Annotated in this window: 24 protein-coding genes; 12 read left to right on the forward strand and 12 right to left on the reverse strand. The window is 70.7% G+C overall.

From position 1 onward, the window contains the following. Window positions 1-224: 224 nt before the first annotated feature. Together purM and purF are read right to left on the reverse strand one after the other, a co-directional pair. Window positions 225-1,253: a phosphoribosylformylglycinamidine cyclo-ligase gene (gene purM / locus FH610_RS36150; RefSeq protein WP_139579737.1), complete on the reverse strand. Its 1,029-nt coding sequence runs from the start codon at window positions 1,251-1,253 to the stop codon at window positions 225-227. Beyond that, window positions 1,250-2,686, reverse strand: a complete 1,437-nt coding sequence (gene purF, locus FH610_RS36155) for an amidophosphoribosyltransferase (RefSeq protein ID WP_139579738.1) — start codon at window positions 2,684-2,686, stop codon at window positions 1,250-1,252. Before purF ends, purM begins: the two co-directional genes overlap by 4 nt. A 451-nt stretch (window positions 2,687-3,137) precedes the next feature. On the opposite strand from purF, the gene FH610_RS43090 reads away from it, so the two are divergent. Beyond that, window positions 3,138-3,431: a hypothetical protein gene (locus tag FH610_RS43090; protein ID WP_161628165.1), complete on the forward strand. Its 294-nt coding sequence runs from the start codon at window positions 3,138-3,140 to the stop codon at window positions 3,429-3,431. Window positions 3,432-3,443: 12 nt separating this feature from the next. On the opposite strand, the gene FH610_RS36165 is transcribed toward FH610_RS43090, so the two are convergent. Beyond that, window positions 3,444-3,884 (reverse strand): sterol carrier family protein, encoded by a 441-nt coding sequence (locus FH610_RS36165; protein WP_139579739.1) that lies wholly within the window; start codon window positions 3,882-3,884, stop codon window positions 3,444-3,446. Between the two features lie 119 nt (window positions 3,885-4,003). Here FH610_RS36165 and FH610_RS36170 point away from each other — a divergent pair, with 119 nt between their 5' ends. Together FH610_RS36170 and FH610_RS36175 are read left to right on the forward strand one after the other, a co-directional pair. After that, window positions 4,004-4,552, forward strand: coding sequence for an RNA polymerase sigma factor (locus tag FH610_RS36170; RefSeq protein ID WP_139579740.1), 549 nt, complete (start codon window positions 4,004-4,006; stop codon window positions 4,550-4,552). Continuing rightward, the gene (locus FH610_RS36175; protein ID WP_139579741.1) at window positions 4,549-5,535 is read left to right on the forward strand and encodes a hypothetical protein; all 987 of its coding nucleotides are present in this window, start codon (window positions 4,549-4,551) and stop codon (window positions 5,533-5,535) included. The genes FH610_RS36170 and FH610_RS36175 overlap by 4 nt, the downstream gene beginning before the upstream one ends. A 44-nt stretch (window positions 5,536-5,579) precedes the next feature. On the opposite strand, the gene FH610_RS36180 is transcribed toward FH610_RS36175, so the two are convergent. Next, on the reverse strand, window positions 5,580-6,650 hold the full coding sequence (locus tag FH610_RS36180) for an FAD-dependent oxidoreductase (protein ID WP_205826323.1): 1,071 nt from the start codon (window positions 6,648-6,650) through the stop codon (window positions 5,580-5,582). Then, the gene (locus tag FH610_RS36185; RefSeq protein WP_205826324.1) at window positions 6,647-7,510 is read right to left on the reverse strand and encodes an NAD(P)H-binding protein; all 864 of its coding nucleotides are present in this window, start codon (window positions 7,508-7,510) and stop codon (window positions 6,647-6,649) included. The genes FH610_RS36180 and FH610_RS36185 overlap by 4 nt, the downstream gene beginning before the upstream one ends. Window positions 7,511-7,606: 96 nt before the next feature. On the opposite strand from FH610_RS36185, the gene FH610_RS36190 reads away from it, so the two are divergent. Beyond that, window positions 7,607-8,542, forward strand: a complete 936-nt coding sequence (locus tag FH610_RS36190; protein ID WP_205826325.1) for an Lrp/AsnC family transcriptional regulator — start codon at window positions 7,607-7,609, stop codon at window positions 8,540-8,542. Between the two features lie 14 nt (window positions 8,543-8,556). Here the strand turns inward: FH610_RS36190 and FH610_RS36195 are convergent, their stop codons facing one another. Next, window positions 8,557-10,002: an MFS transporter gene (locus FH610_RS36195; protein ID WP_139579743.1), complete on the reverse strand. Its 1,446-nt coding sequence runs from the start codon at window positions 10,000-10,002 to the stop codon at window positions 8,557-8,559. Between the two features lie 109 nt (window positions 10,003-10,111). Between FH610_RS36195 and FH610_RS36200 the strand changes: the two genes are divergently transcribed. Next, complete coding sequence (locus tag FH610_RS36200) at window positions 10,112-10,807, forward strand: TetR family transcriptional regulator (RefSeq protein WP_139579744.1); 696 nt, start codon at window positions 10,112-10,114, stop codon at window positions 10,805-10,807. Here the strand turns inward: FH610_RS36200 and FH610_RS36205 are convergent. Next, entirely contained in the window at window positions 10,714-12,165 is a 1,452-nt protein-coding gene (locus FH610_RS36205; RefSeq protein ID WP_139579745.1) for an MFS transporter, read from the reverse strand. The two genes, FH610_RS36200 and FH610_RS36205, sit on opposite strands and share 94 nt — an antisense overlap. A gap of 273 nt (window positions 12,166-12,438) precedes the next feature. Here FH610_RS36205 and FH610_RS45385 point away from each other — a divergent pair, with 273 nt between their 5' ends. The 4 genes from FH610_RS45385 (at window position 12,439) to FH610_RS36225 (ending at window position 16,044) form a co-directional block, all read left to right on the forward strand. Beyond that, entirely contained in the window at window positions 12,439-13,191 is a 753-nt protein-coding gene (locus tag FH610_RS45385; RefSeq protein WP_139579746.1) for a collagen-like protein, read from the forward strand. 272 nt (window positions 13,192-13,463) lie between these two features. Beyond that, a complete protein-coding gene (locus FH610_RS45390; protein ID WP_276607727.1) occupies window positions 13,464-14,318 on the forward strand; it encodes a collagen-like domain-containing protein in 855 nt (284 codons plus the stop codon). A 348-nt stretch (window positions 14,319-14,666) separates the two neighbouring features. Next, window positions 14,667-15,212 carry a collagen-like protein gene (locus FH610_RS36220; RefSeq protein ID WP_240809398.1) on the forward strand — a complete coding sequence of 182 codons (546 nt, stop codon included), beginning with the start codon at window positions 14,667-14,669 and terminating at the stop codon, window positions 15,210-15,212. 169 nt (window positions 15,213-15,381) lie between these two features. Next, a complete protein-coding gene (locus FH610_RS36225; RefSeq protein ID WP_139579747.1) occupies window positions 15,382-16,044 on the forward strand; it encodes a class I SAM-dependent methyltransferase in 663 nt (220 codons plus the stop codon). A 24-nt stretch (window positions 16,045-16,068) separates the two neighbouring features. On the opposite strand, the gene FH610_RS36230 is transcribed toward FH610_RS36225, so the two are convergent. Next, entirely contained in the window at window positions 16,069-17,235 is a 1,167-nt protein-coding gene (locus FH610_RS36230; RefSeq protein ID WP_139579748.1) for a PucR family transcriptional regulator, read from the reverse strand. Window positions 17,236-17,343: 108 nt separating this feature from the next. Here FH610_RS36230 and FH610_RS36235 point away from each other — a divergent pair, with 108 nt between their 5' ends. Beyond that, window positions 17,344-19,452 carry a M6 family metalloprotease domain-containing protein gene (locus FH610_RS36235; protein WP_240809399.1) on the forward strand — a complete coding sequence of 703 codons (2,109 nt, stop codon included), beginning with the start codon at window positions 17,344-17,346 and terminating at the stop codon, window positions 19,450-19,452. Window positions 19,453-19,560: 108 nt separating this feature from the next. Here FH610_RS36235 and FH610_RS36240 read toward each other — a convergent pair whose 3' ends face one another. Next, entirely contained in the window at window positions 19,561-20,580 is a 1,020-nt protein-coding gene (locus FH610_RS36240) for an aminotransferase class V-fold PLP-dependent enzyme (RefSeq protein WP_139579749.1), read from the reverse strand. A 171-nt stretch (window positions 20,581-20,751) separates the two neighbouring features. Between FH610_RS36240 and FH610_RS36245 the strand changes: the two genes are divergently transcribed. Together FH610_RS36245 and FH610_RS36250 are read left to right on the forward strand one after the other, a co-directional pair. Beyond that, the gene (locus FH610_RS36245; protein ID WP_276607728.1) at window positions 20,752-21,669 is read left to right on the forward strand and encodes an alpha/beta hydrolase; all 918 of its coding nucleotides are present in this window, start codon (window positions 20,752-20,754) and stop codon (window positions 21,667-21,669) included. 41 nt (window positions 21,670-21,710) lie between these two features. Next, window positions 21,711-22,340, forward strand: coding sequence for an antibiotic biosynthesis monooxygenase family protein (locus tag FH610_RS36250; protein ID WP_139579751.1), 630 nt, complete (start codon window positions 21,711-21,713; stop codon window positions 22,338-22,340). Between the two features lie 69 nt (window positions 22,341-22,409). Here the strand turns inward: FH610_RS36250 and FH610_RS36255 are convergent, their stop codons facing one another. The 3 genes from FH610_RS36255 to purQ form a co-directional block, all read right to left on the reverse strand. After that, complete coding sequence (locus FH610_RS36255; RefSeq protein ID WP_139579752.1) at window positions 22,410-22,886, reverse strand: hypothetical protein; 477 nt, start codon at window positions 22,884-22,886, stop codon at window positions 22,410-22,412. Window positions 22,887-23,109: 223 nt separating this feature from the next. After that, complete coding sequence (gene purL / locus FH610_RS36260; RefSeq protein ID WP_139579753.1) at window positions 23,110-25,365, reverse strand: phosphoribosylformylglycinamidine synthase subunit PurL; 2,256 nt, start codon at window positions 25,363-25,365, stop codon at window positions 23,110-23,112. Then, window positions 25,362-26,045 (reverse strand): phosphoribosylformylglycinamidine synthase subunit PurQ, encoded by a 684-nt coding sequence (gene purQ, locus FH610_RS36265; RefSeq protein ID WP_139579754.1) that lies wholly within the window; start codon window positions 26,043-26,045, stop codon window positions 25,362-25,364. Before purQ ends, purL begins: the two co-directional genes overlap by 4 nt. Between the last annotated feature and the right edge of the window lie 179 nt (window positions 26,046-26,224).

Here is a 26,224-nt window from a genome sequence, read left to right on the forward strand (position 1 = left end):
GGGAGAGTCCACCGTGCCGCACCTCCCGAGTGTGACGGATCGCACGAGGGCGCGGACATCCGCCGGCCGTCAGCGCCCGGACGGGCGGGTCGCCACGACGTGACCGCCCGTGACCTTTAGTGCCTATGTTCCGGACGACCGGCCGCCGACCGATCAGCCGCGGCCGCCGCCGCCCGCCACGACCTCCACCCGGCGACCGTTCATCGGGCCGGGCGGCCCGGACCTCACTGACGGAAACGGGCCCGTCCCTCGCCCGCGACGACCTCACCCAGCACCCAGGCGGGCAGGCCGCGACCGGTCAGCAGAGCGAGTGCCTTGTCGGCCTCCGCCGCCGGGACGATCGCGCACATGCCCACGCCGAGGTTGAACGTCTTGTCCATCTCCTCCTGGGGCACGCCGCCACGCCCGGCCAGCACCTCGAAGATCGCGGGCGGGGTCCAGGAGTTCCGGTCGAGAAGGGCGTCCACCGTGCCGGGCAGTGACCTGGCCAGGTTGGCCGCCAGCCCGCCGCCGGTGATGTGAGCCAGGGCGTGCACCTCGGTCTCCCGGATGAGCGCCAGGCAGTCGAGCGAATAGATGCGGGTGGGCTCCAGCAGTTCCTCGCCGAGCGTGCGGCCCAGCTCGGGCAGCTCCTGCTCCAGGCCCAGCCCGGCGGTCTTGATCACGTGCCTGACCAGCGAGTAGCCGTTGGAGTGGACACCGCTGGAGGCCAGCCCGAGCACCACGTCTCCCGGCACGACCCGGTCGGGGCCGAGCATCTCGTCCGCCTCGACGACGCCGGTGCCCGCGCCCGCGAGGTCGTACTCGTCGGGGCCCATCGCGCCGGGGTGCTCGGCGGTCTCCCCGCCGACCAGCGCGCAGCCCGCGAGCCGGCATCCCTCGGCCACACCGCCCACGATGTCGGCGATCCGCTCGGGCACGACCTTGCCGCACGCGATGTAGTCGGTCATGAACAGCGGCTCGGCCCCGCAGACCACGAGGTCGTCCACGACCATGCCGACGAGGTCGATGCCGATCGTGTCGTGCTTGCCGAGCTGCTGGGCCAGCATGACCTTGGTGCCGACGCCGTCGGTGGACGTGGCCAGCAGCGGCCTGCGGTAGCGCAGGAACGCCGAGGCGTCGAAGAGCCCGGCGAAGCCGCTGGCGTCGTCCACGACCTCCGGCCGCCGGGAGCGCGCCACCCGCGACTTCATCAGCTCGACCGCGCGGTCGCCGGCCTCGATGTCGACGCCGGCGTCGGCGTAGCTGGTCATCGCTGAGCCTCCAGCACGAACTTGCCCACCCTGTCGTCCTCGATCGGAATGGGGTACTCACCGGTGAAGCACGCGCGGCAGAGCCGGTCGGCCGGCAGCGTCGTCGCCCGGGTGAGCCCCTCCAGGGAGATGTACCCGAGGGAGTCGGCGCCGAGCGAGGAGCGGATCTCCTCGACCGACAGCGATCCGGCGATCAGCTCCGCGCGGGTGGCGAAGTCGATCCCGTAGAAGCACGGCCAGGCGACCGGGGGCGAGGAGATCCGCACGTGGACCTCGCTGGCCCCGGCCTCGCGCAGCATCTTCACGATGGCCCGCTGGGTGTTGCCGCGGACGATCGAGTCGTCCACGACCACCAGGCGCTTGCCCTCGATGACCTCGCGCAGCGGGTTGAGCTTGAGGCGGATGCCGAGCTGGCGGATGGTCTGCGACGGCTGGATGAACGTCCGGCCGACGTAGGAGTTCTTCACCAGGCCCTGGCCGTACGGGATGCCGCTCTGCTCGGCGTAGCCGATGGCGGCGGGGGTGCCGGACTCGGGCGTGGGGATCACGAGGTCGGCGTCCACCGGGTGTTCGCGGGCCAGCACGCGGCCGACCTCGACCCGGGTGGACTGCACGCCGCGCCCGGCGATCGTGGTGTCGGGGCGGGCGAGGTAGACGTACTCGAACAGGCAGCCCTTGGGCTCGGCCGACGCGAAGCGCTGCGAGCGGACCCCGCGCTCGTCGATGGTCAGCAGTTCGCCGGGCTCGATCTCGCGGATGAACGACGCGCCGACGATGTCGAGGGCGGCGGTCTCGGACGCCACCACCCAGCCGCGCTCCAACCGGCCCAGCACGAGTGGGCGGATGCCCTGCGGGTCGCGGGCGGCGAACAGCGTCGTCTCGTTCATCCAGACGAGCGAGTAGGCGCCCTTGACCTCCGGGAGCAGCTCGGCCGCCACGTCCTCGACCGGGCGCGAGGAGTCCTGCGCCAGGAGAGCGGTGAGCACCTCGGTGTCGGTCGTCGCCCGGGTGGAGCCCGGTGCGAGCCGTTCGGCGAGGTAGGCGGTGTTGATCAGGTTGCCGTTGTGGGCGAGCGCCAGCCCCTTGCCGTCGCTGGAGTTCAGCGTGGGCTGCGCGTTCTCCCAGACGCTCGATCCGGTGGTGGAGTAACGGCAGTGTCCGATGGACAGGTGTCCCCGAAGGGTGCCGAGGATCGACTCGTCGAAGACCTGGGCCACCAGGCCCATGTCCTTGTAGACGAGGATGCGGTTGCCCTCGCTGACCGCGATGCCCGCGGACTCCTGCCCGCGGTGCTGCAACGCGTAGAGGCCGTAGTAGGTGAGTTTGGAGACGTCCTCCCCAGGCGCCCATACGCCGAAGACGCCACAGGCGTCCTTCGGAGCGCGGTCCTGGGGGTCGAGGTCATGGCCCAGCCGGCCGTCGCCCTTCAACACGTACTTGAGTCTATTTGGGCGTTGGCGCTGCTCAAACCCGGGCATGCCCGTCAGGCGCCGGAAGCATCACCCGCCCTTTGCCGTGTCGCCCCTGCTCACACGCGGAATTCGGGGCAGCCTGGGCTTTCGGGCAGGCCCTAAGAATCGGATATGGCCCAGAACCGATACGGGAGGGATGAGCGTGGCGACACCCGACGACCCCGGGCGCCCACAGGAGCCGCATGGCCCGGGGGCCCCGGAGGAGCGGGAGCCGTCGGCGGGAGGACCCGCAGGCCCGCCCTATGGACAGCCCCCCTCCGGAGGCTCGCCCTATGGCCGGCCTCCTTATGGACAGCCTCCCTACGGGCAGCCGCCGTACGGGGGGCCGCTGCCGCCGCCCCCGGGACCCGGCGGACCTCCCGGTGGCCCCTGGGGGCCCCAACCGGGCGGCGGGCTCGGGACGGCCGCGCTGGTGCTCGGGATCTGCTCGATCGTCCTGCTGCTGGTCTGCGGCGTCGGCACGCTCGTGGCGGTCGTCGGGCTCGTTCTCGGCATCGTGGCGATCGCCAGGAACTCCAACCGGGGCAGGGCGGTCGGAGGGGTGGTGCTGAGCACACTGACCCTGCTGCTGGCCTTGATCATGAGCGTTGCGCTCTACAACTGGTTCAAGACCAGGCACGTCGGCGAGTGCTTCGACCGCCGGCTCTACCCCACCCAGGAGGACGCGCAGCGGTGCGTGCAGGACAAGCTCTCCGGGCTCCGGTGACCCGGGCGGGGGTCACCAGAGAGGGAGCAGCGCGGACAGGTCGGCCCGGGAGCCGCTGGCCGCGATCTTCCCGGCGGCGGTGGCGTCGGTCCACGACAGCCGCCCGGTCGCCAGTTCGAGCCAGGTGCGAGGGTCGGTCTCGATGACGTTGGGCGGAGTGCCCCGCGTGTGCCGGGGCCCCTCCACGCACTGCACCGCGGCGTGCGGGGGGACCCGCACCTCCACCGACCGTCCCGGCGCCCGCGCCGCCAGGTCCTCCAGCAGATGCCGTACGGCGGCGCGGGCGGCGGTCCTCAGCGGCGTGAGCCCCGCCTCGTAGGCGTCGAGCACGGCCAGCACGCACGCGTTGCCCGCCATGCTCGCGGGACCGTCGAACGGCGGCCGTCCGAGATCGGCGAGCTGGGCGTCGAGCGCCTCTCGGATCTTCCCTGGGTCGAGTCTGCGTGCCGGCACCGGCCCATTGTCCCGGATCCCGCCTCCGCTCGATCGCGGGGGAAATGATGGGCGGTCTCCGTACATGAGAGGGGTGTCCGCAGTAGCACCGACAAGGGGAACGATCATGGGAATCGCTCGTGGATGACGAACCGCCGGCCAGGTTCGAGGCCGTCTACCGGGAGACGTACGGCCGGCTCACGGCGTACGCCGCGCGCCGGTGCGACTCGCCGCAGGACGCGGCCGACGTGGTCGCCGAGGTCTTCACCGTCGCCTGGCGGCGGGTGCACGAGTTACCGGCGGGAGACGAGGCCGTCCTGTGGTTGTACGGCGTGGCGCGCAATGTGGTCGCCAACCACCGCAGGGGCGAGCTACGCCGCCAGGCCCGCAGCGCGCGCCTCGACGCCGAGCTGGCCGACCTGTACGGAGACTCCCCCGACAGCGGGGTCGAGTTGTCCGCTATCGCCGAGGCGTTCAGGAGCCTGTCCGACGACGACCGCGAGTTGCTGTCGCTGGTGGCATGGGAGGGGCTGGGGCGCGAGGAGATCGCCATAGCGCTCGGCCTGTCGCGCAACGCCGTACGCATCCGGCTCTACCGCGCCCGAAGGCGCTTTTCCCGCGCGCTCGCCGAGGCGGGCGTCCATCTCACGTCGCAGAGCCGGCTGGCGCCGGCCGGGAGGTCGCTGTGAAGGGCATCAACGAGACGATCGGTCCGCTGGCCCGGGTCGAACCCGGTGCGCCGGGTGCCCACCCGTCCGACGCGGGGGCACGGGCGTTGCTGGCCTCGATCACGGCCGAGCCGCCCGGCGGCGGCGTGCCCGCACCGGCGCGTGCGAGGCGTCGTGGTCCCCGCCGGGTGGCGCTGGGCCTGGGTGCCGCCGCTGTGGCCGCCGCAGGTGTCGTCGTCGGCCCGAGCCTGCTGAACGACGGAGCCCTCACCACGCCCTCCTACGCGGTGACCAAGGACTCCGACGGGGTCGTGTGGGTCAAGGTCCGCGGCTTCCGCGACGTCGCCGGGCTGACCAAGCAGCTGCGTGACCTGGGGGTTCCCGCCATCGTCGACTACGCGCCTCCGGGGAAGAAGTGCCGGGAGCCGCGCGCCACCTACGTGGAGGACATCCCCCAGGGCCTCTACGACCCCCCGAGAAACATCCCAGGTGAGAAGGAGGGCTGGCAGATGCGAATCGACACCAGGCTGTTCAAGCCCGGCCAGACCTTCGTCTGGACTCTCACGGCCCTGCCCGACGGGGGAAGCAGCACCAGCACGATCCTCATGGAGGACCCGGTGAAGCCGTGCGTGCTCGTGCCCGACGTCATCCCCAAGAGGCTGAGGGACTCGGAGTTCCTGAGCTATCGCGAGGCGACCGCGAAGGGCCGCTCGCTCGCCGGATACCGGGTGGGTGGGAAGACGGTGGGCGAGGTCGTGCCGGAGATCGAGAAGCGCGGCCTGAAGGTCGCCTACTGGATCATCGAGCCCAACGCGCGGAACCTCGGAGGCTACGCCATCGATCCCCGCAGACAGAACGTTCCCGTCGGCAAGGACTGGACTGTCTGGGAGGCGGAGGAGTCCACCCGCAAGCCCGGACTGATCCGCCTGCTCGTCACCAGGGAACACCTCGACTGGAACCCGGTCTACGGCGACGGTTCGCGCGACAACGTGATCAAGGAGTGACACCTTCCGTACGGCGCCGCGGAGCGCGGAGCCGTACGGGGGTCTCAGGTGACCGGATCGGCCTCGTGACCTGCCGGGAGCGGGTCCTGGCCGAGGATCCGAGCGCCGTCGGCGGCGGAGGCGCGGACCGCGGCGAAACCGGAGTCGATCATCTCGCGCTCGTACGAACGCAGTTCCGCGATCAGGGGACGGTCACCGGCGAGAGCGGCGGCGAGGCCGGCGGCGTCCCGGAGGGCGAGGTTGGCCCCGGCTCCCCCCGCCGGGCTCATCGCGTGGGCCGCGTCGCCGAGCAGCGTGACGCGGGTGGTGTCCCAGGGAGCGATCGGAACGCTGGTGCGTAGTGCGAGCGGAAAGACGTCGTACCACTCGGTGATCATCTGCCGTATGCGGGGATGCCAGCCGTACGTCATCTCCATGACGAGAGATCTGAGCAGGTGCGGCTCGGGTGGCAGGTCCTCGGCGCGGGCGCTGAAGGAGAAGGTGGCGTAGTCGCGGGTGAGTGCGATGCCCACCACACGGTGGCGGGGCCCGGTGACGGCGCTGAACACGTGGTCCAGGTCCTCGGCCGACTCTCGTGGGATCTTGCCGTAGAGCTGGGTGAGGCCGGTGCCGACGACGCGGGCGTGCGGCAGGTGCTGCCGGCGGACGGCGGAGCCGACGCCGTCGGCGCCCACCAGCACATCGCCGGTGGCCGTGGTGCCGTCGTCGAAACACGCGGTCACATGCCCGGCCTCCGCCTCGAAGGCGATGAGGCGCTTGCCATAGGTGACCAGCCCCTTCACGTCGGCCAGCAGGGTGTCACGCAACTCCTGCCGGTCGACCGACAGGTGCCGACCGCCGAAATCGTGTTCTTCCAGCACCCGCAGTGCCGGGTCGAGACGGACGAACCGCGGCTTGGGCGTGTGGGCGGCGGCCAGGAACGCGGCCCAGCGCTCCGGCGCGAGCACGGATGCCAGCGCGTCGATGCCCAGGTCGCCGAGATGAAGACGGTATCCCTGCCCACGGATCGCGGGCGAGGCGTCGCGTTCGTAGACGGCCACGTCGACGCCGGTCCCGCGCAGTCCGTTGGCCAGGGCCAGGCCGCCGAGACCGGCTCCGATGACGATCACTTTCATCGCGGCTCACCGCCGAAGCCGGCCGCGTGCTCGGCGGCCCACGCCGACAGCGGCGTGGCCGGAGCACCCGTGATGTCGAGCACGGCAGTGCTGACGGCGGGTGGCGGGGCGGCGATCAGCGTGGCGTAACCGTCGAGTAGTTCGTCCACGAAACCGTCGGGGAAGCCGGGATCGGCCAGCAGCCTGGCGCGTTCTTCCTCCCGTGTCAGCTCGTGCCAACGCAGCGGCCGCCCGATCGCCTCGCCGATGATCCGCACCTGCTCTTCCTGGGTGAGGACTTCGGGCCCGGTGAGGGTGTACCGGCGCCCGGCGTGCCCGTCCTCCGCCAGGGCGTGCACGGCCACCGCCGCGATGTCGTCCTCGTGGATCGGCACCGTCTTGAGTGATCCGTAGGCGCCTCGCACGACGTCGCCGGCCTTGATCTGCTCGCTCCACCACAGGGTGTTGGCCATGAAGGTGCTGGGGCTCAGGATCGTCCACTCCATGCCGGACTGCTCGATCAGGTGTTCCACGGTGGCGTGCCAGCGGGCGACCGGGGTGGGCTGCAGCTCGGGGGCCACCCCCGGGCGTGCGTCGCCACCCGTCATGAAGACGACCCGGCGGGCCTGGCGCTTGAGCGCGTCGACGAGAGGCCGGGCGGGTTCGGCCGAGTGGAACGGCCACATCAGGAACGCCGCCTCGACACCGTCCAGAGCGCCGGATGTGTCCAGCTCCGGTGTGACGACCTCGACGCCCGCGGGGAGGCGGGCGGTCCGCGGGCGCCGGCTGGTCGCCCGTACGGCGGCGCCCGCCCGGGCGAGCCGCTCCGCGACGCGCCGGCCGACGTTTCCCGTGCCGCCGAAAACCAGGTAAGTGCTCATGTGCCCACGATCAACGGCGACCGGTAGCACGCGCAGGCCAGAGGTGTCGTAGCGGCGGAAAATCGCATGAGATCATGAAATATGGCGGAAAGCGGCGTGCTGGATGACCTCGATCGTGCTCTCGTGCACGCGCTCCAGATCGACGGCCGGGCTTCCTTCCGGCAGATCGCCGAGGTCGTCGGCACCTCCGAGCACACCATCGCGCGCCGCTACCGCAGGCTGCGCTCTCAGGGGCTCCTGCGGGTGGTCGGCATGCTCGACGGCACCCGCTTCGGGCAGACCTCCTGGGCGGTTCGTCTGGTGTGCACGCCGGACGCCGCCGGGCCGGTGGCCGAGGCGCTGGCCCGGCGCGAGGACACCGTCTGGGTGCGCCTGCTGTCCGGCGGCACCGAGATCGCCTGCGGGGTCCAGTCCGGCGGGGATGGGGACGACCTGCTGCTGAAAAAGCTCCCCAGGACTCCGCGCGTCGTGTCGATGTCGGCACACGCCACGCTGCACATGTTCGCCGGATGGCGCAGCCGGGCAGCCGTGCTCTCGGACGAGCAGGCCGCGCGCCTGCGCCCGGATCGCGTGGACGAGCACGAGATCACCCTCGGCGGCGAGGACCGTGCCCTGGTGCGGGTGCTGGCCCGGGATGGCCGGGCCGGCTTCGGCGAACTGGCGGCGGCGGCCGGGTGCTCGCAGACCACGGCCCGCCGCCGGCTGGAGCAGCTGCGCGCGGGCGGCGCGCTGCGCTTCGACGTCGAGATCCCCGCCCGGGCGCTCGGCTACCGCGCGGAGGCATGGTTGTGGATGAAGGTCGAGCCTCGGGCGCTGACCTCGGTCGGCGCGGCCATGGCCGGGCACGCCGAGGCCGACGTGGTGGCCGCCACCACCGGCCCGACCAACCTCATGGCAGGGGTGACCTGCCGGGATGCCAAGGCCCTCTACCACTACCTGACGGAGCGGGTGGCGACGCTGGACGGAGTGCGCGAGGTGGAGACCGCCCCGGTGATCCGCACCGTCAAGCGGGTGGGCACCTTGCTGCCCTGAACGAACGCCGGGAGTCAGGCGACCGGCTCGGCCACGGCGGGCTCGCTGGGCTCGGCAGAGGCAGAGGCGGAGGCGGAGGCGGCGGCGGCGGCCCGGGTGCGGCGCAGGGAGTAGACGCTGACCGGCACGCCGACCAGCACGATCGCGGCCGCGATCAGCAGTGTGAACCGGTACGCCTCCAGGAAGGCGTGCAGCGGAGCGCCGCCGACCGCGCTCTGCCTGGCGCTGAGGATCGCGCCCAGGATCGTGATGCCGAGCAGGCCGAAGACCTCGCGGGAGACGTTGAGCACGCCCGAGGCCACGCCCGCCCTCGCGGGGGGCATCGCGTTCAGCACCACGTTGGTCAGCGGGACGAGCAGGCCGGCGCCCGCGCCGTACAGCAGGAACCAGGGGAGCAGGTCGCCGTAGTGGGAGCCCTCGCCCGCGCTCGACAGCCCGCCGATGGCCACCGCCATCAGGCCGAGGCCGACGGCGACGGTGCCCGCGCTGCCGAAGCGCTCGGCGATCCGCGGTGAGACGCTCGCGATCACCGCCATGAGCAGTGCCATGGGCACGAAGCCCGCGCCCGCCGCCGTCGGGGAGAACCCGAGCGCGCTCTGGAGGTAGAGCGCGGTGAAGAAGTAGATGCCGAAGACGCCGAACGACCACAGGCCCATCGACAGCAGGCCGCCGCTGAAGACCCGCTCACGGAACAGCGTGAGGTCGATCATCGGCTGCGCCGTACGGGACTCGACGACCAGGAACGCGACGGCGGCCACCGCGAAGACCGCGAACGCCCCGAGGATCGGCGCCGAGGTCCACCCACGCGACTCGCCCTCGATGAGCGCGTAGGTGAGGGCGAACAGCGCCACGGCGGAGGTGGCCAGGCCCGGCAGGTCGAGAGACGCCCGCCCGGACGCGGCCCGCTCGACCCTGATCGAACGCAGGCCGATCACGGCCGCGACCACGCCGATCGGCAGGTTGATCAGGAAGATCCAGCCCCAGTCGGCGTTCTCGCTGAGGAACCCGCCGGTGAGCGGACCGATCGCGAGGGCCAGGGCGCCGACCGCGCTCCAGATGCCGACGGCCGTCGCCCGCTCGCGCGGATCGGGGAAGATCCGCGGCAGCAGGGCCAGCGTCGACGGTGTCACCAGCGCCGCGCCGAGCCCCTGCACGGCCCGCGCCGCGATCAGCGTCTCCTGGCTCCCGGCGAGGCCCGCCGCCACCGACGCGAGCGTGAAGACCGCCAGGCCGCCGAAGAACGCCGTCCGGGGGCCGAAGACGTCCGCGAGGCGCCCGCCGGCGAGCAGCAGGCCCGCGAACACCAGGATGTACGCGCTCACGATCCACTCCAGGCCGGAGATCGTCAGCGCCAGGTCCCGCTGGATCGTCGGCAGCGCCACGTTGACCACGTTGTTGTCCAAATAGGTCATGAAAGTCGCGAGGGCCACCGCGACGAGCGCCCACCACCGTCCGGACATGTGTCCTCCTCTTGTACGAGGTACATGTACGGCGTACATGTACGGTGCATAGGAGACCTTGTACGGCGTATAGTTGTCAAGTGCCGAGGAGGTAGGGAGGCTGCGGGCCATGGCGAACGCGGAGCGGCTGAGCCGTCTGAGTCTGATCGAGAAGGCCCTTGAGCTGGCCGACGCCGAGAGTCTGGAGTCGGTCACGGTGCGGCGGCTCGCCCATGAGCTCGGGGTGACGCCGATGGCCCTCTACTGGCACGTCAAGAACAAGGACCAGTTGTTCGTCTGTCTCGCCGACCATCTGCTCGCCACGGTCACTCCCGAGTTCGACCCGGCCGCGCCGTGGAACGCGCGGCTGCGGGTGATGGTCGAGGCGCTGATCGGGGTGATGCGGCGGCACCGGTACATGCCGGGGCTGTTCGCGATGGTCGAGAAGCAGGAGCTCCCGAGCTTCAGCCGGGCGACCGACACCGCGCTCGACCTGCTCGGCCAGGCGGGTTTCACGCTGAGCGAGGGCTACGCCGTCTCCACATACCTGCTGCACGGCGCCATGGCCCTGGTCGACAACGAGCCCGGCTGCCCCGGTGCGTTCACCGCGGCGGAGGCGGCCGAGTTGCGCCGGCAGAAGCGGCTGGCCCTGGAACGGCTCCCCGCCGACGAGTTCCCCCGCATCGTCGAGTACGCCAAGACGATGGAGGAGGAGCCCGATCTCGACGCCTACTACGCGTTCGGCCTGGATCTCCTGATGTCCGGGGTCGAGGCCATGGCCGCGAAGAGGACGCCGGACAGCGCGACGCAGAACAGCACGAGATAGGTGGTGCGGAACCCCGTCATGAGCTGCCGCAGCGCGGCCGGGGACACCTGTGAGAGCGTCCCTGCGTAGATCTGGTCGCGCAGCGCCGGCACCACCGAGGCGGTCAGCACGCTCAGCGTCGTCGCCACGCTGAGCACGACGCCGACGTTCATGACCATCAGGCGGAAGCCGTTCACCACCCCGCGGCTCTCCTCCGGCAGCGCGCTCATGACCTGCGTCGTGTTGCCGGTCAGGAAGGTGCCGCTGCCGCATCCGCACACGAAGAGCCCGATCCCGATCACCCAGTACGGCGTGGCCGGGCCGGCCGAGACCGTGAGGACGAGCAGCCCCGACGCCGTGAGCACGCACCCGCCCACCGACAGCGCGTACGGGCTCACTCTGCGGCCCAGCGCGCCCGACAGGGGAGAGGCGATGGTCATGCCCACGGGGACCGGCAGCACGCCCACGCCGGCGGCCAGCGCGTCGGCCCCGCGCGCGGCCTGGAAGTAGAGCCCGGCGAGCAGGATCAGCGACGAGCGCGCGAGCGCGTTGGCGAACGACGCCAGATTGGCGCACAGCAGCATGCGCCCGCCGAACAACGTGAGGTTCAGCACCGGGTTGCGGGCCCTGCGCTCCACCGCGAACAGCGCGGGGACGAGCGCGGCGGCGGCCACGCCGGGCAACGGCTCGCCCTGGCTGATGGCGATCAGCACGGCCGACAGCGCGGCGAACACGATCAGGTTGCCCAGCGCGTCCACGGACTGGCGGGGGCCGGCCGGGACCTTCCGCAGCACGGCCGCGCCCCAGGCGAGCGCGACCACCCCAGCCGGGACGTTGATCCAGAAGATCCACCGCCAGCCGAGCGTGTCCGCGATCAGGCCGCCGAGGGTCGGCCCGGCGAGCTGGGCCACCGAGAGCGTGGCCATGTAGACGCCCATCCCCTGGCTGAGCCGGTCGGGCGGGAAGGCGGCGGTGACGATCACCGTGCCGTTGGCCAGGATCATGGCCGCGCCCAGCCCCTGGAGCGCCCGCAGGGCGATGAGCACGCCGACGTCCGGCGCGATCCCGGCGAGCAGTGACGCGCCCGTGAACAGGGCGAACCCGACGAGGTAGACCTCCCGCCTGCCGAGCAGGTCCGCGACACGGCCGAAGAAGACCAGTGTCGCGGTGCTGATCAGCAGGTGCGCGAGCAGGATCCAGCTCGACGCCAGCGGTCCGGCGTCGAAGTGCCGTACGACCGCGGGAAGGGCGACGTTGAGCGTGCTGGAGCTGAGCCCGATGAGGACGAGACCGAGCCCGGTGACGGAGCAGACCCTCCAGGCGTACCGGAGGGCCTTCGCATGGTCGGCTGAGCCTGGCTCTCGGGGGGTGTCGGCCATGCCGTCGATTCTGACGTACGCCGTACGTCTGGATTGTCCCGGGACCCACTCTATGGGCGTGGTGCCGAATCGGCCGACACTCGATTGGAACGTTCTTGACCGCCGGGGCTTACGGATAGCGGAGATACGCATACGTGATGTTTGGCATGACAACCCACATATCCCTCGACGCGTGAATCACGTGCGTAACTTCTGTATTCCGTGCACTTCATGTGCCTTAGAAAGGGAAGTCCCGTGGCTATCAAGTTGCCGGGTGGACGCACGATCGGCCTGATGACGGCTGGTGCTCTGGCTGGATCGGTGCTGGTTCTGGGTGGCGCGGCCACCGCTTCGTCGGCGAGCGACGCCGCCTTCTACGCGTGTGTGAACAAGAGCACGCGGTATATGCGGCTGGTGAACGCCACGACGACGTGTAAGCCGGCCGAGACCAAGGTGTCGTGGAACAGGACCGGTCCGCAGGGTCCGGTGGGCATCGGCGGCACCGGCCCGCAGGGTCCTGCCGGTCCGCAGGGGCTGCGTGGTCCCCAGGGCATGCGCGGCATGCAGGGCCCGAAGGGCGACACCGGCGCCACGGGCCCCAAGGGCGACAAGGGCGACACCGGTGCCAAGGGTGAGCCCGGCAAGGACGGTGCACCGGGCAAGGACGGCAAGGACGGCGCTCCGGGCCGCGACGGCGTCGCGAGCATCTCCGCCAAGCAGAAGGAGTTCAACTTCGGCATCGGTGGTGGTTCTGTGCAGCTGACCTGCGACGGCGGTTACGCCACGGGTGGCGGGTTCACCGGCACGAAGATCATCGGCGAGATCACCACCAACGGCCCGATCCTCACCGGCGGCAAGCCCACCGGCTGGCTGGTCGGCGGCACCTCGACCAAGGGCACCGCGTACGTGATCTGCGCCGGCGTCGGCGGCGGTGGCAACAGCGCTCGCAGCAACGAGAACGAGACCACCGAGGAGAACGGCGGGAACAAGAAGCCCGGTGCGGAGAGGACCCAGCAGTCCGGCTCCGGCGGTGCTTCCGAGGGCTGATCCGGCGAAGACGCTCGTCTGAGGCGGCCCAGTAGAGGTGAGGTGGTGGAGGCCGTGGGGGGCTCCACCACGCCCTCGTCCCGGACCGGTTGTCGTGACCGCTCGAACTCACCGCTAGCGGAGATGCGCATACGTGATGTCCGGCGTGGCGACCGGCACATCTCCTGACGTGTGAATCACGTGCATAGCTTCTGTGTTCCCCACACTTCGTGTGATCAAGAAAGGGAAGTCCCGTGGCTATCAAGTTGCCGGGTGGACGCACGATCGGCCTGATGACGGCTGGTGCTCTGGCTGGGTCGGTGCTGGTTCTGGGTGGCGCGGCCACCGCTTCGTCGGCGAGTGACGCCGCCTTCTACGCGTGTGTGAACAAGAGCACGCGGTATATGCGGCTGGTGAATGCCACGACGACGTGTAAGCCGGCCGAGACCAAGGTGTCGTGGAACAGGACCGGTCCGCAGGGTCCGGTGGGCATCGGCGGCACCGGCCCGCAGGGTCCTGCCGGTCCGCAGGGGCTGCGTGGTCCCCAGGGCATGCGCGGCATGCAGGGCCCGAAGGGCGACACCGGTCCGCAGGGTCCCAAGGGCACCGACGGCAAGGACGGCAAGGACGGCAAGGACGGCGACAAGGGTGACACCGGTCCTCGCGGCCTTCCCGGCGAGGACGGCAAGCCGGGCAAGGACGGCAAGGACGGCGAGCGCGGCCCCGCCGGTCCGCAGGGTTCCAAGGGTGCCGACGGCAGGGACGGCAAGGACGGCGAGGACGGAAAGAGCGCCTACGAGATCTGGAAGGCGCAGCCGGGCAACAGCGGCAAGACGGTCGCGCAGTTCCTCGCGTCGCTCAAGGGTGAGAAGGGCGACAAGGGCGACCCGGGTGACTCGGGCGGCTCTGGCTCTGGCTCCGGCGGCGCGGGCAGCGCCACCTACAAGTCCGACAGCTTCAACTTCGGCGGCAGCGGCGGCACCAAGATCGTCATGTGTGAGAAGGGGATCGCCACGGGCGGCGGCTACAACGGTAGCTTCAACGGGCAGTTCTGGGTGAACGGCCCGTACTTCCTGGGCAACAAGCCGCTCGGCTGGCAGGTCTCGGGCAAGAACTCCAACGGCACGGTCTACGTGCTCTGCATGTGACGTGGCCGGCGAGGTGGTGGGGTCCGTGGGGCTCCGCCATGCTCGCGTCCGGCCCATTTCTTGACCACTCGGACTCACTGGTAGCGGAGATGCGCATACGTGACGCTGGGTGTGACAACCGGCATATTTCGTAATGCGTGTTTTATACGTACAACCTCTGTGCCCACGCAGTTCGTGTGCCTCAGAAAGGGAAGTTCCGTGGCTATCAAGTTGCCGGGTGGACGCACGATCGGCCTGATGACGGCTGGTGCTCTGGCTGGATCGGTCCTTGTCCTGGGTGGCGCGGCCACCGCTTCGTCGGCGAGTGACGTCGTGCTTTATGCCTGTGCCCATAAGACCACGGGTGACATGCGTCTGGTCGACGACACCGAGGCGTGCAAGACGACCGAGACCAAGGTGTCGTGGAACCAGGCCGGTCCGCAGGGTCCCGCCGGTCCGCAGGGCCTCCAGGGCGAAAAGGGCGAACCCGGCCAGGACGGTAAGGACGGTAAGAACGGCGCTCCGGGTCAGGACGGTAAGGACGGCGCTCCGGGTCAGGACGGCAAGGACGGTGAGGACGGCGCCCCAGGTCAGGACGGCAAGAGCGCCTGCGAGATCTGGAACAAGGGCGCCTGCAGCGCCGGCGACGAGGCCGACTTCCTGAAGTGGCTCAAGGGCCAGGGCTCCGGCGGCGCCCCGACGCTGACCTCGCGGATGGCGAGCCAGTTCATCTCGGGGAACAGCGCATCCGTCTCCTGCGCGGCGGGAGAGACGGTCACCGGCGGCGGCTACAAGATCAACTCGAGTAGGACCGTCACGGGCAGCTACATGAGCGGCAACGGCTGGAGGGTCGAGCTGGCGAGCGACGGCGAGGGCAACGGCCTCGTCTACGCCATCTGCACCAAGATCTCGTAAGAGCGGCCCGGTGGAGTCCGCGGGGCTCCGCGGACGCGCCGCCCATACTTGCCGTACGCGATGAGGCGTTGGCGTACGGCACTGCGAAGGCCCTTCCGGAGGGGTTACCGGAAGGGCCTTCGTCGGTTTCGGGGGCCGTTGCCGGCTCCGGAGCCTAAGGTGTCCGATCATGACCGAGCCCTCCTACCTGCAGGCCGCCCGGGTGGCCTACGACGCCGTCGCCGGGGACTACGCCGATCGCCTCCGGCACCAGTTGAACGAGAAGCCGTTCGAGCGCGCGATGCTCGCCGCGTACGCCGAGATCGTGCGGGCGTCGGGCGTTCCCGGGCCGGTGGCCGACGTCGGCTGCGGGCCCGGCCGGATCACGGCGCACCTGCACGCGCTCGGCCTGGACGTCTTCGGCGTCGATCTGTCGCCGGGCATGATCGCGGTGGCCCGGCGCGAGCATCCGGACCTGCGATTCGAGGAGGGGGCGATGGCGGCCCTGGACATCGCCGACGCGGCCCTCGGCGGCGTCGTCGCGTGGTACTCGATCATTCACACCCCGCCGGAGCGGCAGCCGGCGGTGCTGGCCGAGTTCCACCGGGTGCTGGCTCCGGGCGGCCATCTGTTGCTCGCCTTCCAGGTCGGTGACGAGCCCTTCCATGCGGCGGAGGTATTCGGCCGGCAGGTCGCGCTCGACTTCCACCGCCTGTCGCCGGACCGAACGGCGACGATGCTGGCCGAGGCCGGACTGCCAGTGGTGGCACAGCTGAAGACCGAACGCCGCGAGTTCGAGCGAACCCCTCAGGCGTACCTCGTCGCCCGCAAACCAGCGCCTTCCCGGCTGTGAGACGGAGACCCTCCTCGGGTCGGCTCAGACGGCCGGGAACGAGGTGTCGCCCGAGGGGGATGGGCGGTAGCGGCCGGAGAGGCGGGCGAGTTTGAGGCTGAGATGCAGGCTCAGCCGCTCCTCGCCGTCCCTGAGATCGGTCTCCGCCAGCTCCTCGACCCGGCGGAGGCGATAGTAGAGCGACGTACGGTGCAGGCGGAGCCGGCGGGAGACGGCCTGGGCGTTGCCGGCGAGGTCGAGGTAGATCTCCAGGGTCTCCAGCAGCGGCCGGTGCTGGGCCTCGTCCAGCAGCCGTGCCAGCCCCGGATGGAGGTTGCCGTGCGGCACTCCGGACAGCATGCGATAGACACCGAGGCCGTCCCACTCCGCCGAGCGCCCGAACTCCGGCACCTTCGCGACGACCTCGGCGGCGTGCAACGCCTCCTCGTACGACTCGGCCGCGAGGGAGAGCGAGGAGCGTGGCGAGCCGATCCCGACCAGGACCGGCGTCCCGAGGGCCGCGTGCATCTCCTCCGAGAAGGCGCGGGTGCCCGCGGTGAGCAGTACGGCGTGGTCGTAGCGCACCAGGTGCAGGGGATGGTGCCTGGCCAGGCGCCGCCGCAGGGCCAGCAGCCCGCGTTCCAGCGTCAGCCGCAGGGTCTCGTCGGCCCCGCCGCGGACGGGCCTGGCGACAGCCACGGTCACGGGCACGCCGTGAGGGAACGCACCCGCCTCGATGAGGGTCCTGTCGGCGTCGGGCTCGCGGAGCAGCAGCCCGGTGACGGCCTCCAGCTCGCGGCGCGAGGCGAGCTCGGAGGCCAGGCTCTCGTGGAACAGGGTCAGGGCAAGGGTGGGCGTGGCCTCCGCCGCGGCCGCGATCTCCGGCTCGGTCATGGCCGGAGCCGCGTCGATGAACCAGAGGAAGCCGAGCGGCAGGCCGTCGTGCCGGACAGGGACGCAGACCCGCGGCAGCAGCCCCAGCTCCGGGGCGCCGGGCGTGCGCAGCGGTTCGGTCGCCTCGTGGATGCCCGCGGCGCGCAGGAAAGCGCGCACGTCGGGGGTGGTGTGGCGGCGCAGGATCGAGTGGCGGCGGACGTCGTCCATCAGCCCGTCCTGCTCGCTGTAGGCGACGACGCGCTGGCGGCCGTCCTCGAGCAGCAGGGGTCTTTCGAGGCGAAGGGCGAGGTCGTCCACGATTCGCTGCAGATCCACCACTCGGCCTCCACCTGGACGCTTCGACATTTGTAGGAGAAGGGCCCGTTCGTCTTCCCTACAAGTGACCGATGATCTGCGTCAATAGTCTCTATAGCGTCATAATTCGTGAAACTCTCAAAAACGCTGTTCCCGGGCATAGTGGCGGCTATTGCGCTCGCCCCGCTCGCGCTGACGGCGGCTCCCGCCTCCGCGGCTCCCGGCGGAGACCCGGATCACCCTTGGCGTCGTGACCACTGGCCCCAGATCCAGCCCTGGCAGCGCGACCAGCCGGACGAGGCGCAGGCCCTGCGTGGCCGCCCGTCGCGGGTCGTCGCGCCGATCGACCCGCAGAACTGGAAGAACCCCGACCACATGACGTGGGCGGACTACAAGAAGATCCCGGGCACCGACTGGGCGAACCCCGCCGTGAAGGGCTCCGCGCGCACCTTCAAGGGCGCGCTCGTGCTGGTGGACTATCCCAACCAGCCGTTCGTGGTCACCCGGCCGCAGAACTCGACCGTCTTCGGCAACCCCAGCGCCGAGGCCCACGACATCCCCCGTGACCAGGTCGCCAAGTTCTACCAGGACTTCCTCAACACCCCCAACCAGCTCAACAAGGGCCACACCCTGCACGAGTACTGGATGGAGGACTCCGGCGGCCGGTACGGCGTCGACCTCACCGCCTTCGGCCCCTACACCATGCCGGGCAAGTCGTACGAGTACGGCATGGAGTATCAGCGGGACGCCTGCCCGGCGGGGGACAACTGCAACAGGAACCTGCGTACGGACGGCAACGCCGCCTGGCTGAACGACGTCGGCCAGGAGGTGGCGAGCCAGTTCGACTTCGTCTTCTACCTGAGCGCCGGCCAGGACGAGTCGTCGACCTGGCAGGAGTTCGGCATGATGAAGTTCCCCACCAAGGAGGACGTCACCGACGACTTCGGCCCGCCGGACCCGAACCTGCCCAACTGGTCGAAGACGCGCTACGTGGACTGGACCTCGTGGGCCGCGGGCTCGGCGTTCTGGCCGAACGCGCGCTTCGGCATCGACTCGGTCCAGACCGAGAGCTCCGGCATGGGGACGTTCGCCCACGAGTTCAGCCACATCATGGGCATCGCCGACAACTACAACAACCCGTACGGTGTCCCGGCCCGCCGGGCGTACACCGGCATCTGGGAGATGCTCAGCCGGGGCAGCTTCAACGGACCGGGCGGCCCGCACAGCCGCTGGCTGATCCCGCCCACCGCGGGCGCGTCCATGGGCGCCCAGCACATGCTGCGCAACAAGATCAAGCTGAACATGGTGGACGAGCAGAACGTCCTGCGCCTGTCGCGTGACGCGCTCGCCCAGTCGGGCCTCGTCGTCGCCGACGTCACGGCCCGCGCCGTCCAGCCGGGCAATAACGGCCTGACGGGCGTGAACATCGCCTTCGGCACCGGCGACAAGTCCACGGGCTCGTGCAACACCGCGACCGATCCCCTGTGCGACGGCGGCGGCTACGACAACTACACGGTCGAGGTCGTCGACCGCGTGGGGACCGACTCGTTCACCCCCGACTCCGGTGTGCTGCTGGCCAAGACCAAGGACCAGGACAGGGCGCCGTTCGAGTGGGTGATCGACGCCAACCCGCAGGACATCGACATGACCGACTACGTGCTGCCCGACGGCACCAAGGTCCCGATCACGATCGGCGACTACCGGCAGCTCGCCGACGCGCTCTTCCACGCCGGCACCGACTCCGGCAGCCGGTACGAGTACGTGGACCAGGTCAACCGCCTGCAGTTCTACGTCATCGACCCGCACCGCGACCGCGACGGAACGCTGTCGTACACGGTCGCCGTCCGCTCGCTCGACGGGTCGGGCCCGCAGAAGCGGGGCGTGAAGCTGCTCCCGGGCGCCGGAGTCCCCACGGCCCAGAAGGGCGTGTCGACCTGCCGGTTCCCGCTGTTCAACACCGGCAAGGCGGCGCCCGCGCAGGGACAGCACCCCGAGGACGTCGGCAAGTACCTCAACAGCGACGTCTACCGCCTGCAGGCCAAGGTCGACGGGAAGGGCTGGTCGGTGATCACGCCGAACGCCCTCACCGCGGTCGGCTTCGGCACGCACGACGACGTCACCGTCCACGCCCAGCGTGCCGACGGCGGCAGCCGCCTGGCCACCGTCACGCTCACGGCCACCTCGGAGAGCGACCCCACCAAGACCGCGACGGCCGAGTGCCACGTCATCGGTCTCTAGGGTGACCGCGCCCGCCCTCCCGGCCACCCCTCCCGCCGTGTCGGCGGCGCCCCGTGGTGGCGCCGTGACCACCGGTCTGGGGTGCGCCGGAGGGTTCGGCGCCCGGGCTCAGATCAGCGCCGCGACGGCGGTGTCCACGTCGGCTTCCGTCGTGTAGAGGTGGAAGGCGAGGCGTGCCGCGCCGTTGCGGACGGATGCGCGGATGCCGGCCGCCGCGAGCCGCTGGGCCGCGCCCGGGCGGGTGACGCTGACGATCGCGCTGTCGCCGGGCGGCATGCCGAGGCCGGTCCGGAACCGGTTGGCCAGCCGTACGTCGTGGTCGTTGATCGGACCGATGCCGATCTCCAGGAGCAGCTCCAGCGTGGGGGCGGCCGCGACATAGGAGAACCAGGGGGTGGCGATGTCGAATCGCCGGGCGTCCTTCGCCAGCCGCAGGGGCGGGCCGTACGACGCGTCGCCGTCACCGGCGTACCAGTTGGCGGCGATCGGCCGGATGCGGTCGCGCACGGCCGGGCTCACGTAGCAGAAGGCGGTGCCGCGCGGGCACATCAGCCACTTGTACGCCGAGACGGCGAGGACGTCGAAGGGCGTCGCGTCGACCGGCGTCCAGCCGACCGCCTGGGTGGCGTCGGCGACGACGAGTGCGCCGTGCGTCCGCGCCGCCGCGACGACCTCGTCCGCGGCCGCGACCTCACCCGTCGCGGACTGGACCAGGCTGAAGGCGACCGCGTCCGTGCGCTCGTCGATCGCTCCGGGCAGGTCCGCGGGCGGCACCGTGCGCACGTCGAGATCGTGCGCGAGCCAGGGGAACAGGTTCGACGTCTGCTCGATGTCGGGGACGACGACGCGCGAACCGGGCGGCAGCGAGGCCGCGACCGGGGCCAGCACCTGCGACGCGGAGGCGCCCACGGCCACGTCGTCGGCCGCGACGCCGACCAGCCGCGCGAACGCGGCGCGCGCGCGATCGGTGGACCGGTCCCACTTGTCCCAGCCGTTGGCCCCGCGACGCCACTCGGCCAGCGCGCTCTGTAGCGCCTCGAACGCCGGCTCGGGCGGTATGCCGTAGCTCGCGGTGTTCAGCCATCCCGGCTCCGGATCCCACAGACGTACCGCCTCGTCAAGATTCATCCTGGTAAGCCTAGGTCGTATCTGACAAATCATGGCCCTGCTGCGCGTGGCCCAGGCGGCGACTGGGCACGACACCACGATTCGGCGTCGACCGAAGTGTTTCCGCGACAGTGTTGCCTCATGGCCGAGATGACCTCTGCGCACTGTCGTGCTCGTGACGTCGAAAGCTCGATGCTCTCGACTCCTGGCGAGCCAGACCTGTTCGTCAGCCGGCAGCGCCCGTGCCGTGGCCGCGAGCCGCGGTCCTTGCCGGCCGTGCTCTACGTTCACGGTGCCACTTTCCCGTCCGCGTTGTCGGTGAGCTATCCGCTGGACGGCCGGTCCTGGGGGGCGGATCTCGCCGAAGCGGGCCTGGACGTCTGGGCGTTCGACTTCGCCGGGTTCGGCCGCTCGGAACGCTACCCGGGCCAGGATGGAGACCCGGCCCGTGTCCCGCCGCTGGGCAGGGCACACGAGTCGGCCCGCCAGCTCGAACGCGTGTTGAAGCACGTCGTAGCCGTCCGCGGCGGTGGGCGGGTGTCGTTGCTGGCGCACTCATGGGGAACCATGGTCGCCGGCCTGGTCGCCGGGCGCTTTCCGGAATCGGTCGACCGGCTGGTCCTGTTCGCGCCGTTCGCGCGCCGTGATTTGACCGGCCTGCCGGATGCGGCCGCTCTGGGCGGCTGGTTTCCCCTGACTGTCGCCGAGCAGCACTCCCGCTTCGTCAGCGACGTCCCGGACGGGCACCCACCCGTGCTGACCCCGCAGTTCGACCAGTGGGCGTCGGAATGGCTGGCGACCGACCCGGTCTCCGGCGGGGGCAGCACGCCGAGTGTGCGTACCCCCAGCGGGCCACGGGCCGACATGCTCGCCGCGTGGTCGGGCGATCTGCCCTACGAGCCAGGTCTGATCGAGGCGCCGACCTGCATCGTCCGGGGTGAGTGGGACTCGATGTGCACGGACGAGGACGCCCGTGGCCTGTTCGCCGCGCTCACGTCATCGCCGCTGCGGCAGGACGTCAAGATCAGTGAGGGAGGCCACCTCATGCATCTGGAGTCCGGCCGTCGCGCACTCTACCGCGCAGCCGCGGGGTTCCTGCTCGGCGCGTGATCGTCCGTGCCTGCTGTCACCACACCTATGGAGGTGTCTGAATGTTCGTCGTGTTGTTCGAGGTCCAACCCCACGCTGAGCTGTGGGATGAGTACCTCGGCGTCGCCGCGCTACTGCGGCCGGAACTCGAAACAGTCGATGGCTTCGTCGACAACACCCGCTTCGCCAGTGCCCGCACGCCCGGCCGGTTGCTGTCGTTGTCGACCTGGCGGGACGAGAAGGCGCTCGTCCGATGGCGCGCCCATGCCGTCCACCACGAGCACGGGCAGCGACGGGGCCGGTCCGAGATATTCACCGACTACCGGATTCGGGTCGCCGAGGTGACCCACGACACCCATGCCCCCGACGGCATCCCGGTCGTCCGGAGCAGGAGCGACGTGACGGAGACCGGGTCCGCCGCCGCCGTCACGATTCTCGAACCACTCGACGCAGCGCGACCTGACGCGCTGCTCGACCTTCGCGCAACCGCGGGGCTCGTCGACGTCGAGCGCTACGACGGCGTCCTCGACCCCCACGCCCCACTGCTCTTGGCTTCTTGGACCGGCCCTGACGCCGCAGAAGCCAGCACCCCGCCGCTCACGGACGTCCGGATCCGCCATGCCACAGTGATCCGCGAATATGGGATGCGCGATCGCCGGGAGGCTCCCCAGTACTTCCCGGACGTCCGGTGACCGCGGCCGGGCCCGCAACGTCTCCTCCGACGTGCTGGCCGCCGTCGTCGAACCCGAAGGTCGCTCCGGTCAGGCGGAGCGACGGACGCTGCGGAAGTAGGCGTTCGCCACCGGGCTGAACATGAGAGCCATCGCTCCCCACACCGCCGACAGGTGCAGCACCCGGCTGAAGGTGAAGGCGAGGGTCATGGCGTCGGCGCCGGCGAAGAACTCGACGATCGAATGTCCGTCCATCAGCCACTGAACCGGCTCGACGACCAGCGATAACGTGCCGAAGACCCCCAAGGTCAACGCGAGGGCGACACGTGCCCGGCCTCGCCCCTGACGAAGGCGCACCGCCAGGAAGATCGCCGCGGCGAAGACCGCCAGCCGGAACCCGAGACCGCCCGCCAGGCCGGCCAAGGAGGCCGATCCGTCGGCGAGCATGCCGGCGACGGCCAAGGCGGACTCGAACACGCCGGCACCTACGGCGGTGAACCAGAGCGACGATGAGGTCTTGACGGAAGCGGGAACGGCAGGCGAGCCGACCAGGAGCTGCGCGGACATGGCGACCTCTTCGAAAAGCGAGCGATGAGCGATACGCGATTAGTCTCCATCGCGAGGGCGTGCTCGATCATGCCCGCGCTCCCCCCAGCCGAAGGTAGGGAAGGCCCTACCGCGCCCCTATCCGCTTCACGGGCGGCGCGACGTGCTCTACGGCGACCGTGACAGGCGAAGGCCCTTCCGGACGACGGACGATCCGTCCGGAAGGGCCTTCACTCGATCAGAATCAGCCGAAGACGCGCGGGAGCGCGGATGTGTGCACTTCGCGAAGCTCCTCGACCGGGACGTCGAGGACGCCCTCGACCGTGAGCGCGGAACCGCCGGTGAGGCCGAGCCCGGAGCAGGGGACCTCGTGGCGGGCGCACAGGTCGGCGAAGGCGTCGAACGCCTCGGGCCGTACGCACACCAGCGCCCGCGCGGCCGACTCGCTGAACAACTCGGCGAAGGCGTCCTCGCCCGGCAGGGTGACCGTGCAGCCGACGCCCTGGGCGAGGCACGACTCCGCCAGGGCGACGGCGAGACCGCCGTCGGACAGGTCGTGGGAGCCCTCCAGCAGCCCGCGGGCCGCCGCCTCGGTCAGCACCGCCGCCAGGCCGCGCTCGGCCTCCAGGTCCGCCTGCGGCGGCAGGCCGCCCAGGTGGCCGTGGACGACGTGCGCCCACTCCGAGCCGCCGAACTCCTCGCGGGTCTCGCCCAGCAGGAGGACCCGCAGGCCCGGAGCCGTGAAGCCGGACCTGACCCGCTGCGCCACGTCGTCGATCACGCCGAGCACGCCGACCACCGGCGTCGGGTTGATGGCAGTCGAGCCCGTCTGGTTGTAGAACGACACGTTGCCGCCGGTCACCGGCACACCCAGGGTCCGGCAGGCGTCGGCCAGCCCGCGTACGGCCTCGGAGAACTGCCACATGACCTCGGGGTCCTCCGGCGAGCCGAAGTTGAGGCAGTTGGTGACGGCGAGCGGCTTCGCGCCGGTCACCGCCACGTTGCGGTACGCCTCCGCCAGTGCGAGCTGCGCCCCCGTGTACGGATCGAGCTTCGCGTAGCGGCCGTTGCCGTCGGTGGCGAGCGCGATGCCCCGGGTGGTCTCCTGCGCGCCCGGCATGACCTCGGAGATGCGCAGCATGCCGGCGTCGGCGGGCTGGGCCAGGACCGTGTTGCCCCGGACATACCGGTCGTACTGAGAGGTCACCCACTCCTTGGACCCGACGTTGGGCGAGCCGAGCAGGGTGAGCAGGGTCTCCCGCAGGTCCTCGGGCCTCGGCAGGCGCTCGGGACCGTCGGCGTTGAGCGCCGCCTGCCCGGCCGGCTCGTGGAAGGGGCGCTCGTAGACCGGGCCCTCGTCGGCGGCCGTGCCCGGCGGGATGTCGACGATGACCTCGCCGTCCCACGTCATGACGAGCCTGCCGGTGTCGGTGACCTCGCCGATCACAGTCGCCGGAACATCCCACTTGTCGCAGATCGCCATGAAGGCCGGGATGTCGTCGGGCGTGACGACCGCCATCATGCGCTCCTGCGACTCGCTCATGAGGATCTCCTCGGGCCGCAGCGTGGGATCGCGCAGCGGGACGAGGTTGAGGTTGACCTCCATGCCGCCGGTGCCCTTGGCGGCCAGCTCGGTCGTGGCGCAGGACACCCCGGCCGCGCCGAGGTCCTGGATGCCGACGACCACGTCCGCCTGGTAGAGCTCCAGGCAGCACTCGATCAGCAGCTTCTCCATGAACGGGTCGCCGACCTGTACGGCGGGCCGCTTGGCCTGCGACTCGTCCTCGAAGGTGGCCGACGCCAGCACCGACGCGCCGCCGATGCCGTCCGCGCCGGTCCTGGCGCCGAACAGCACGACCTTGTTGCCGGGGCCGGGCGCGGTGGCCAGCTTGATCTGGTCCTTGCGCAGCAGGCCGACGCACAGGGCGTTGACCAGGGGGTTACCGATGTAGCAGGGGTCGAAGACGACCTCGCCGCCGATGTTGGGCAGGCCGAGGCAGTTGCCGTAGTGGCTGATGCCCTCGACGACCCCGGGCAGCACACGGCGCGTGTCGGGCTGGTCGGCCCCGCCGAAGCGCAGCGCGTCCATGACCGCGACCGGCCGGGCGCCCATCGACATGATGTCGCGCACGATGCCGCCGACGCCGGTCGCGGCGCCCTGGTGCGGCTCGACGTACGACGGGTGGTTGTGCGACTCGATCTTGAAGGTGGCGGCCCAGCCGTCGCCGATGTCGACCACGCCGGCGTTCTCGCCCATGCCGACGAGCAGGGCCTCCGACTCGGGTGCCTTGGTCCCGAACTGCCGCAGGTGCACCTTCGACGACTTGTAGGAGCAGTGCTCGCTCCACATGACCGAGTAGATCGCCAGCTCGGAGCTGGTCGGGCGGCGGCCGAGAATGTCGCGTACGCGCTGGTACTCGTCGTCCTTCATGCCCAGCTCGACGTACGGCTGGCGCTCGTCCGGCGTCTCCTGCGCCCGCGTGACGGAGTCCAGGGTCATGCGTTCACCAGTCTCTTCAGGATGGAGGTGAAGAAGTGGCGGCCGTCCACGCTCGGCGCGCCGGTCAGGTCCTCGACCGCGTGCTCCGGGTGGGGCATGAGGCCGACGATGTTCCCGGCCTCGTTGGTGATCCCGGCGATGTCGTTCAGGGAGCCGTTCGGGTTGCCGCCCGCGTAGCGGAAGACCACCCGGCCCTCGCCCTCCAGCGCCGCCAGCGTGGCCGCGTCGGCCACGTAACGGCCCTCGCCGTGCTTGATCGGCAGCACGATCTCCTGGCCGTCCGCGAAGTCCGCCGTCCACGCCGTACGCGTGCTCTCCACGCGGATGCGCTGGTCGCGGCAGATGTAGTGGAGACCCTCGTTGCGGGTCAGCGCGCCCGGCAGCAGGTGCGCCTCGCAGAGGATCTGGAAGCCGTTGCAGGTGCCGAGCACGGGCAGCCCTGCCTGGGCGGCCGGGATCAGCTCGGTCATGAGAGGGGAGAACCGGGAGATCGCCCCGCAGCGAAGATAGTCGCCGTAGGAGAACCCGCCGGGCAGGAAGACGGCGTCGACTCCCTTGAGGTCGTGATCGGCGTGCCACAGGGGCACCGCCTCCGCTCCGGCCAGCCGTACGGCTCGCGCGGCGTCCTGGTCGTCGAGTGTTCCGGGGAAGGTGACGACGCCCACCCGGGCAGCGCTCATGACAGTTTTCCCTCCAAGGGTCCCCGCCAAGGCGGACGCCACCGTCATCTGGCCGGACGGCGGTCTGTGGCGGTACACCTCAGGGTATCGGAGCCGCCAAATCGACTCCCCCTGCGGAGGCCTACTTCCGATCACTCGTCGCGCCGGGCTCGGGGAGCCCGGCGCGGTGGGGAGCCGGG

The organism is Microbispora catharanthi, from assembly GCF_006334915.2.
Taxonomy (GTDB): domain Bacteria; phylum Actinomycetota; class Actinomycetes; order Streptosporangiales; family Streptosporangiaceae; genus Microbispora; species Microbispora catharanthi.

Bases quoted from the DNA above. Each gene is read 5' to 3' on its own strand.
- FH610_RS45390 (WP_276607727.1), top strand. From the start codon at position 13,464: ATGACGGCTGGTGCTCTGGCTGGGTCGGTGCTGGTTCTGGGTGGCGCG.
- FH610_RS36250 (WP_139579751.1), top strand. From the start codon at position 21,711: ATGTTCGTCGTGTTGTTCGAGGTCCAACCCCACGCTGAGCTGTGGGAT.
- FH610_RS36205 (WP_139579745.1), bottom strand. From the start codon at position 12,165: ATGGCCGACACCCCCCGAGAGCCAGGCTCAGCCGACCATGCGAAGGCC.
- FH610_RS45385 (WP_139579746.1), top strand. From the start codon at position 12,439: ATGACGGCTGGTGCTCTGGCTGGATCGGTGCTGGTTCTGGGTGGCGCG.
- purM (WP_139579737.1), bottom strand. From the start codon at position 1,253: ATGACCAGCTACGCCGACGCCGGCGTCGACATCGAGGCCGGCGACCGC.
- FH610_RS36225 (WP_139579747.1), top strand. From the start codon at position 15,382: ATGACCGAGCCCTCCTACCTGCAGGCCGCCCGGGTGGCCTACGACGCC.
- FH610_RS36195 (WP_139579743.1), bottom strand. From the start codon at position 10,002: ATGTCCGGACGGTGGTGGGCGCTCGTCGCGGTGGCCCTCGCGACTTTC.
- FH610_RS36220 (WP_240809398.1), top strand. From the start codon at position 14,667: ATGCGTCTGGTCGACGACACCGAGGCGTGCAAGACGACCGAGACCAAG.
- FH610_RS36245 (WP_276607728.1), top strand. From the start codon at position 20,752: ATGCTCTCGACTCCTGGCGAGCCAGACCTGTTCGTCAGCCGGCAGCGC.
- FH610_RS36240 (WP_139579749.1), bottom strand. From the start codon at position 20,580: ATGAATCTTGACGAGGCGGTACGTCTGTGGGATCCGGAGCCGGGATGG.
- purL (WP_139579753.1), bottom strand. From the start codon at position 25,365: ATGACCCTGGACTCCGTCACGCGGGCGCAGGAGACGCCGGACGAGCGC.
- purQ (WP_139579754.1), bottom strand. From the start codon at position 26,045: ATGAGCGCTGCCCGGGTGGGCGTCGTCACCTTCCCCGGAACACTCGAC.
- FH610_RS36255 (WP_139579752.1), bottom strand. From the start codon at position 22,886: ATGTCCGCGCAGCTCCTGGTCGGCTCGCCTGCCGTTCCCGCTTCCGTC.
- FH610_RS36185 (WP_205826324.1), bottom strand. From the start codon at position 7,510: ATGAGCACTTACCTGGTTTTCGGCGGCACGGGAAACGTCGGCCGGCGC.
- FH610_RS36200 (WP_139579744.1), top strand. From the start codon at position 10,112: ATGGCGAACGCGGAGCGGCTGAGCCGTCTGAGTCTGATCGAGAAGGCC.
- FH610_RS36180 (WP_205826323.1), bottom strand. From the start codon at position 6,650: ATGAAAGTGATCGTCATCGGAGCCGGTCTCGGCGGCCTGGCCCTGGCC.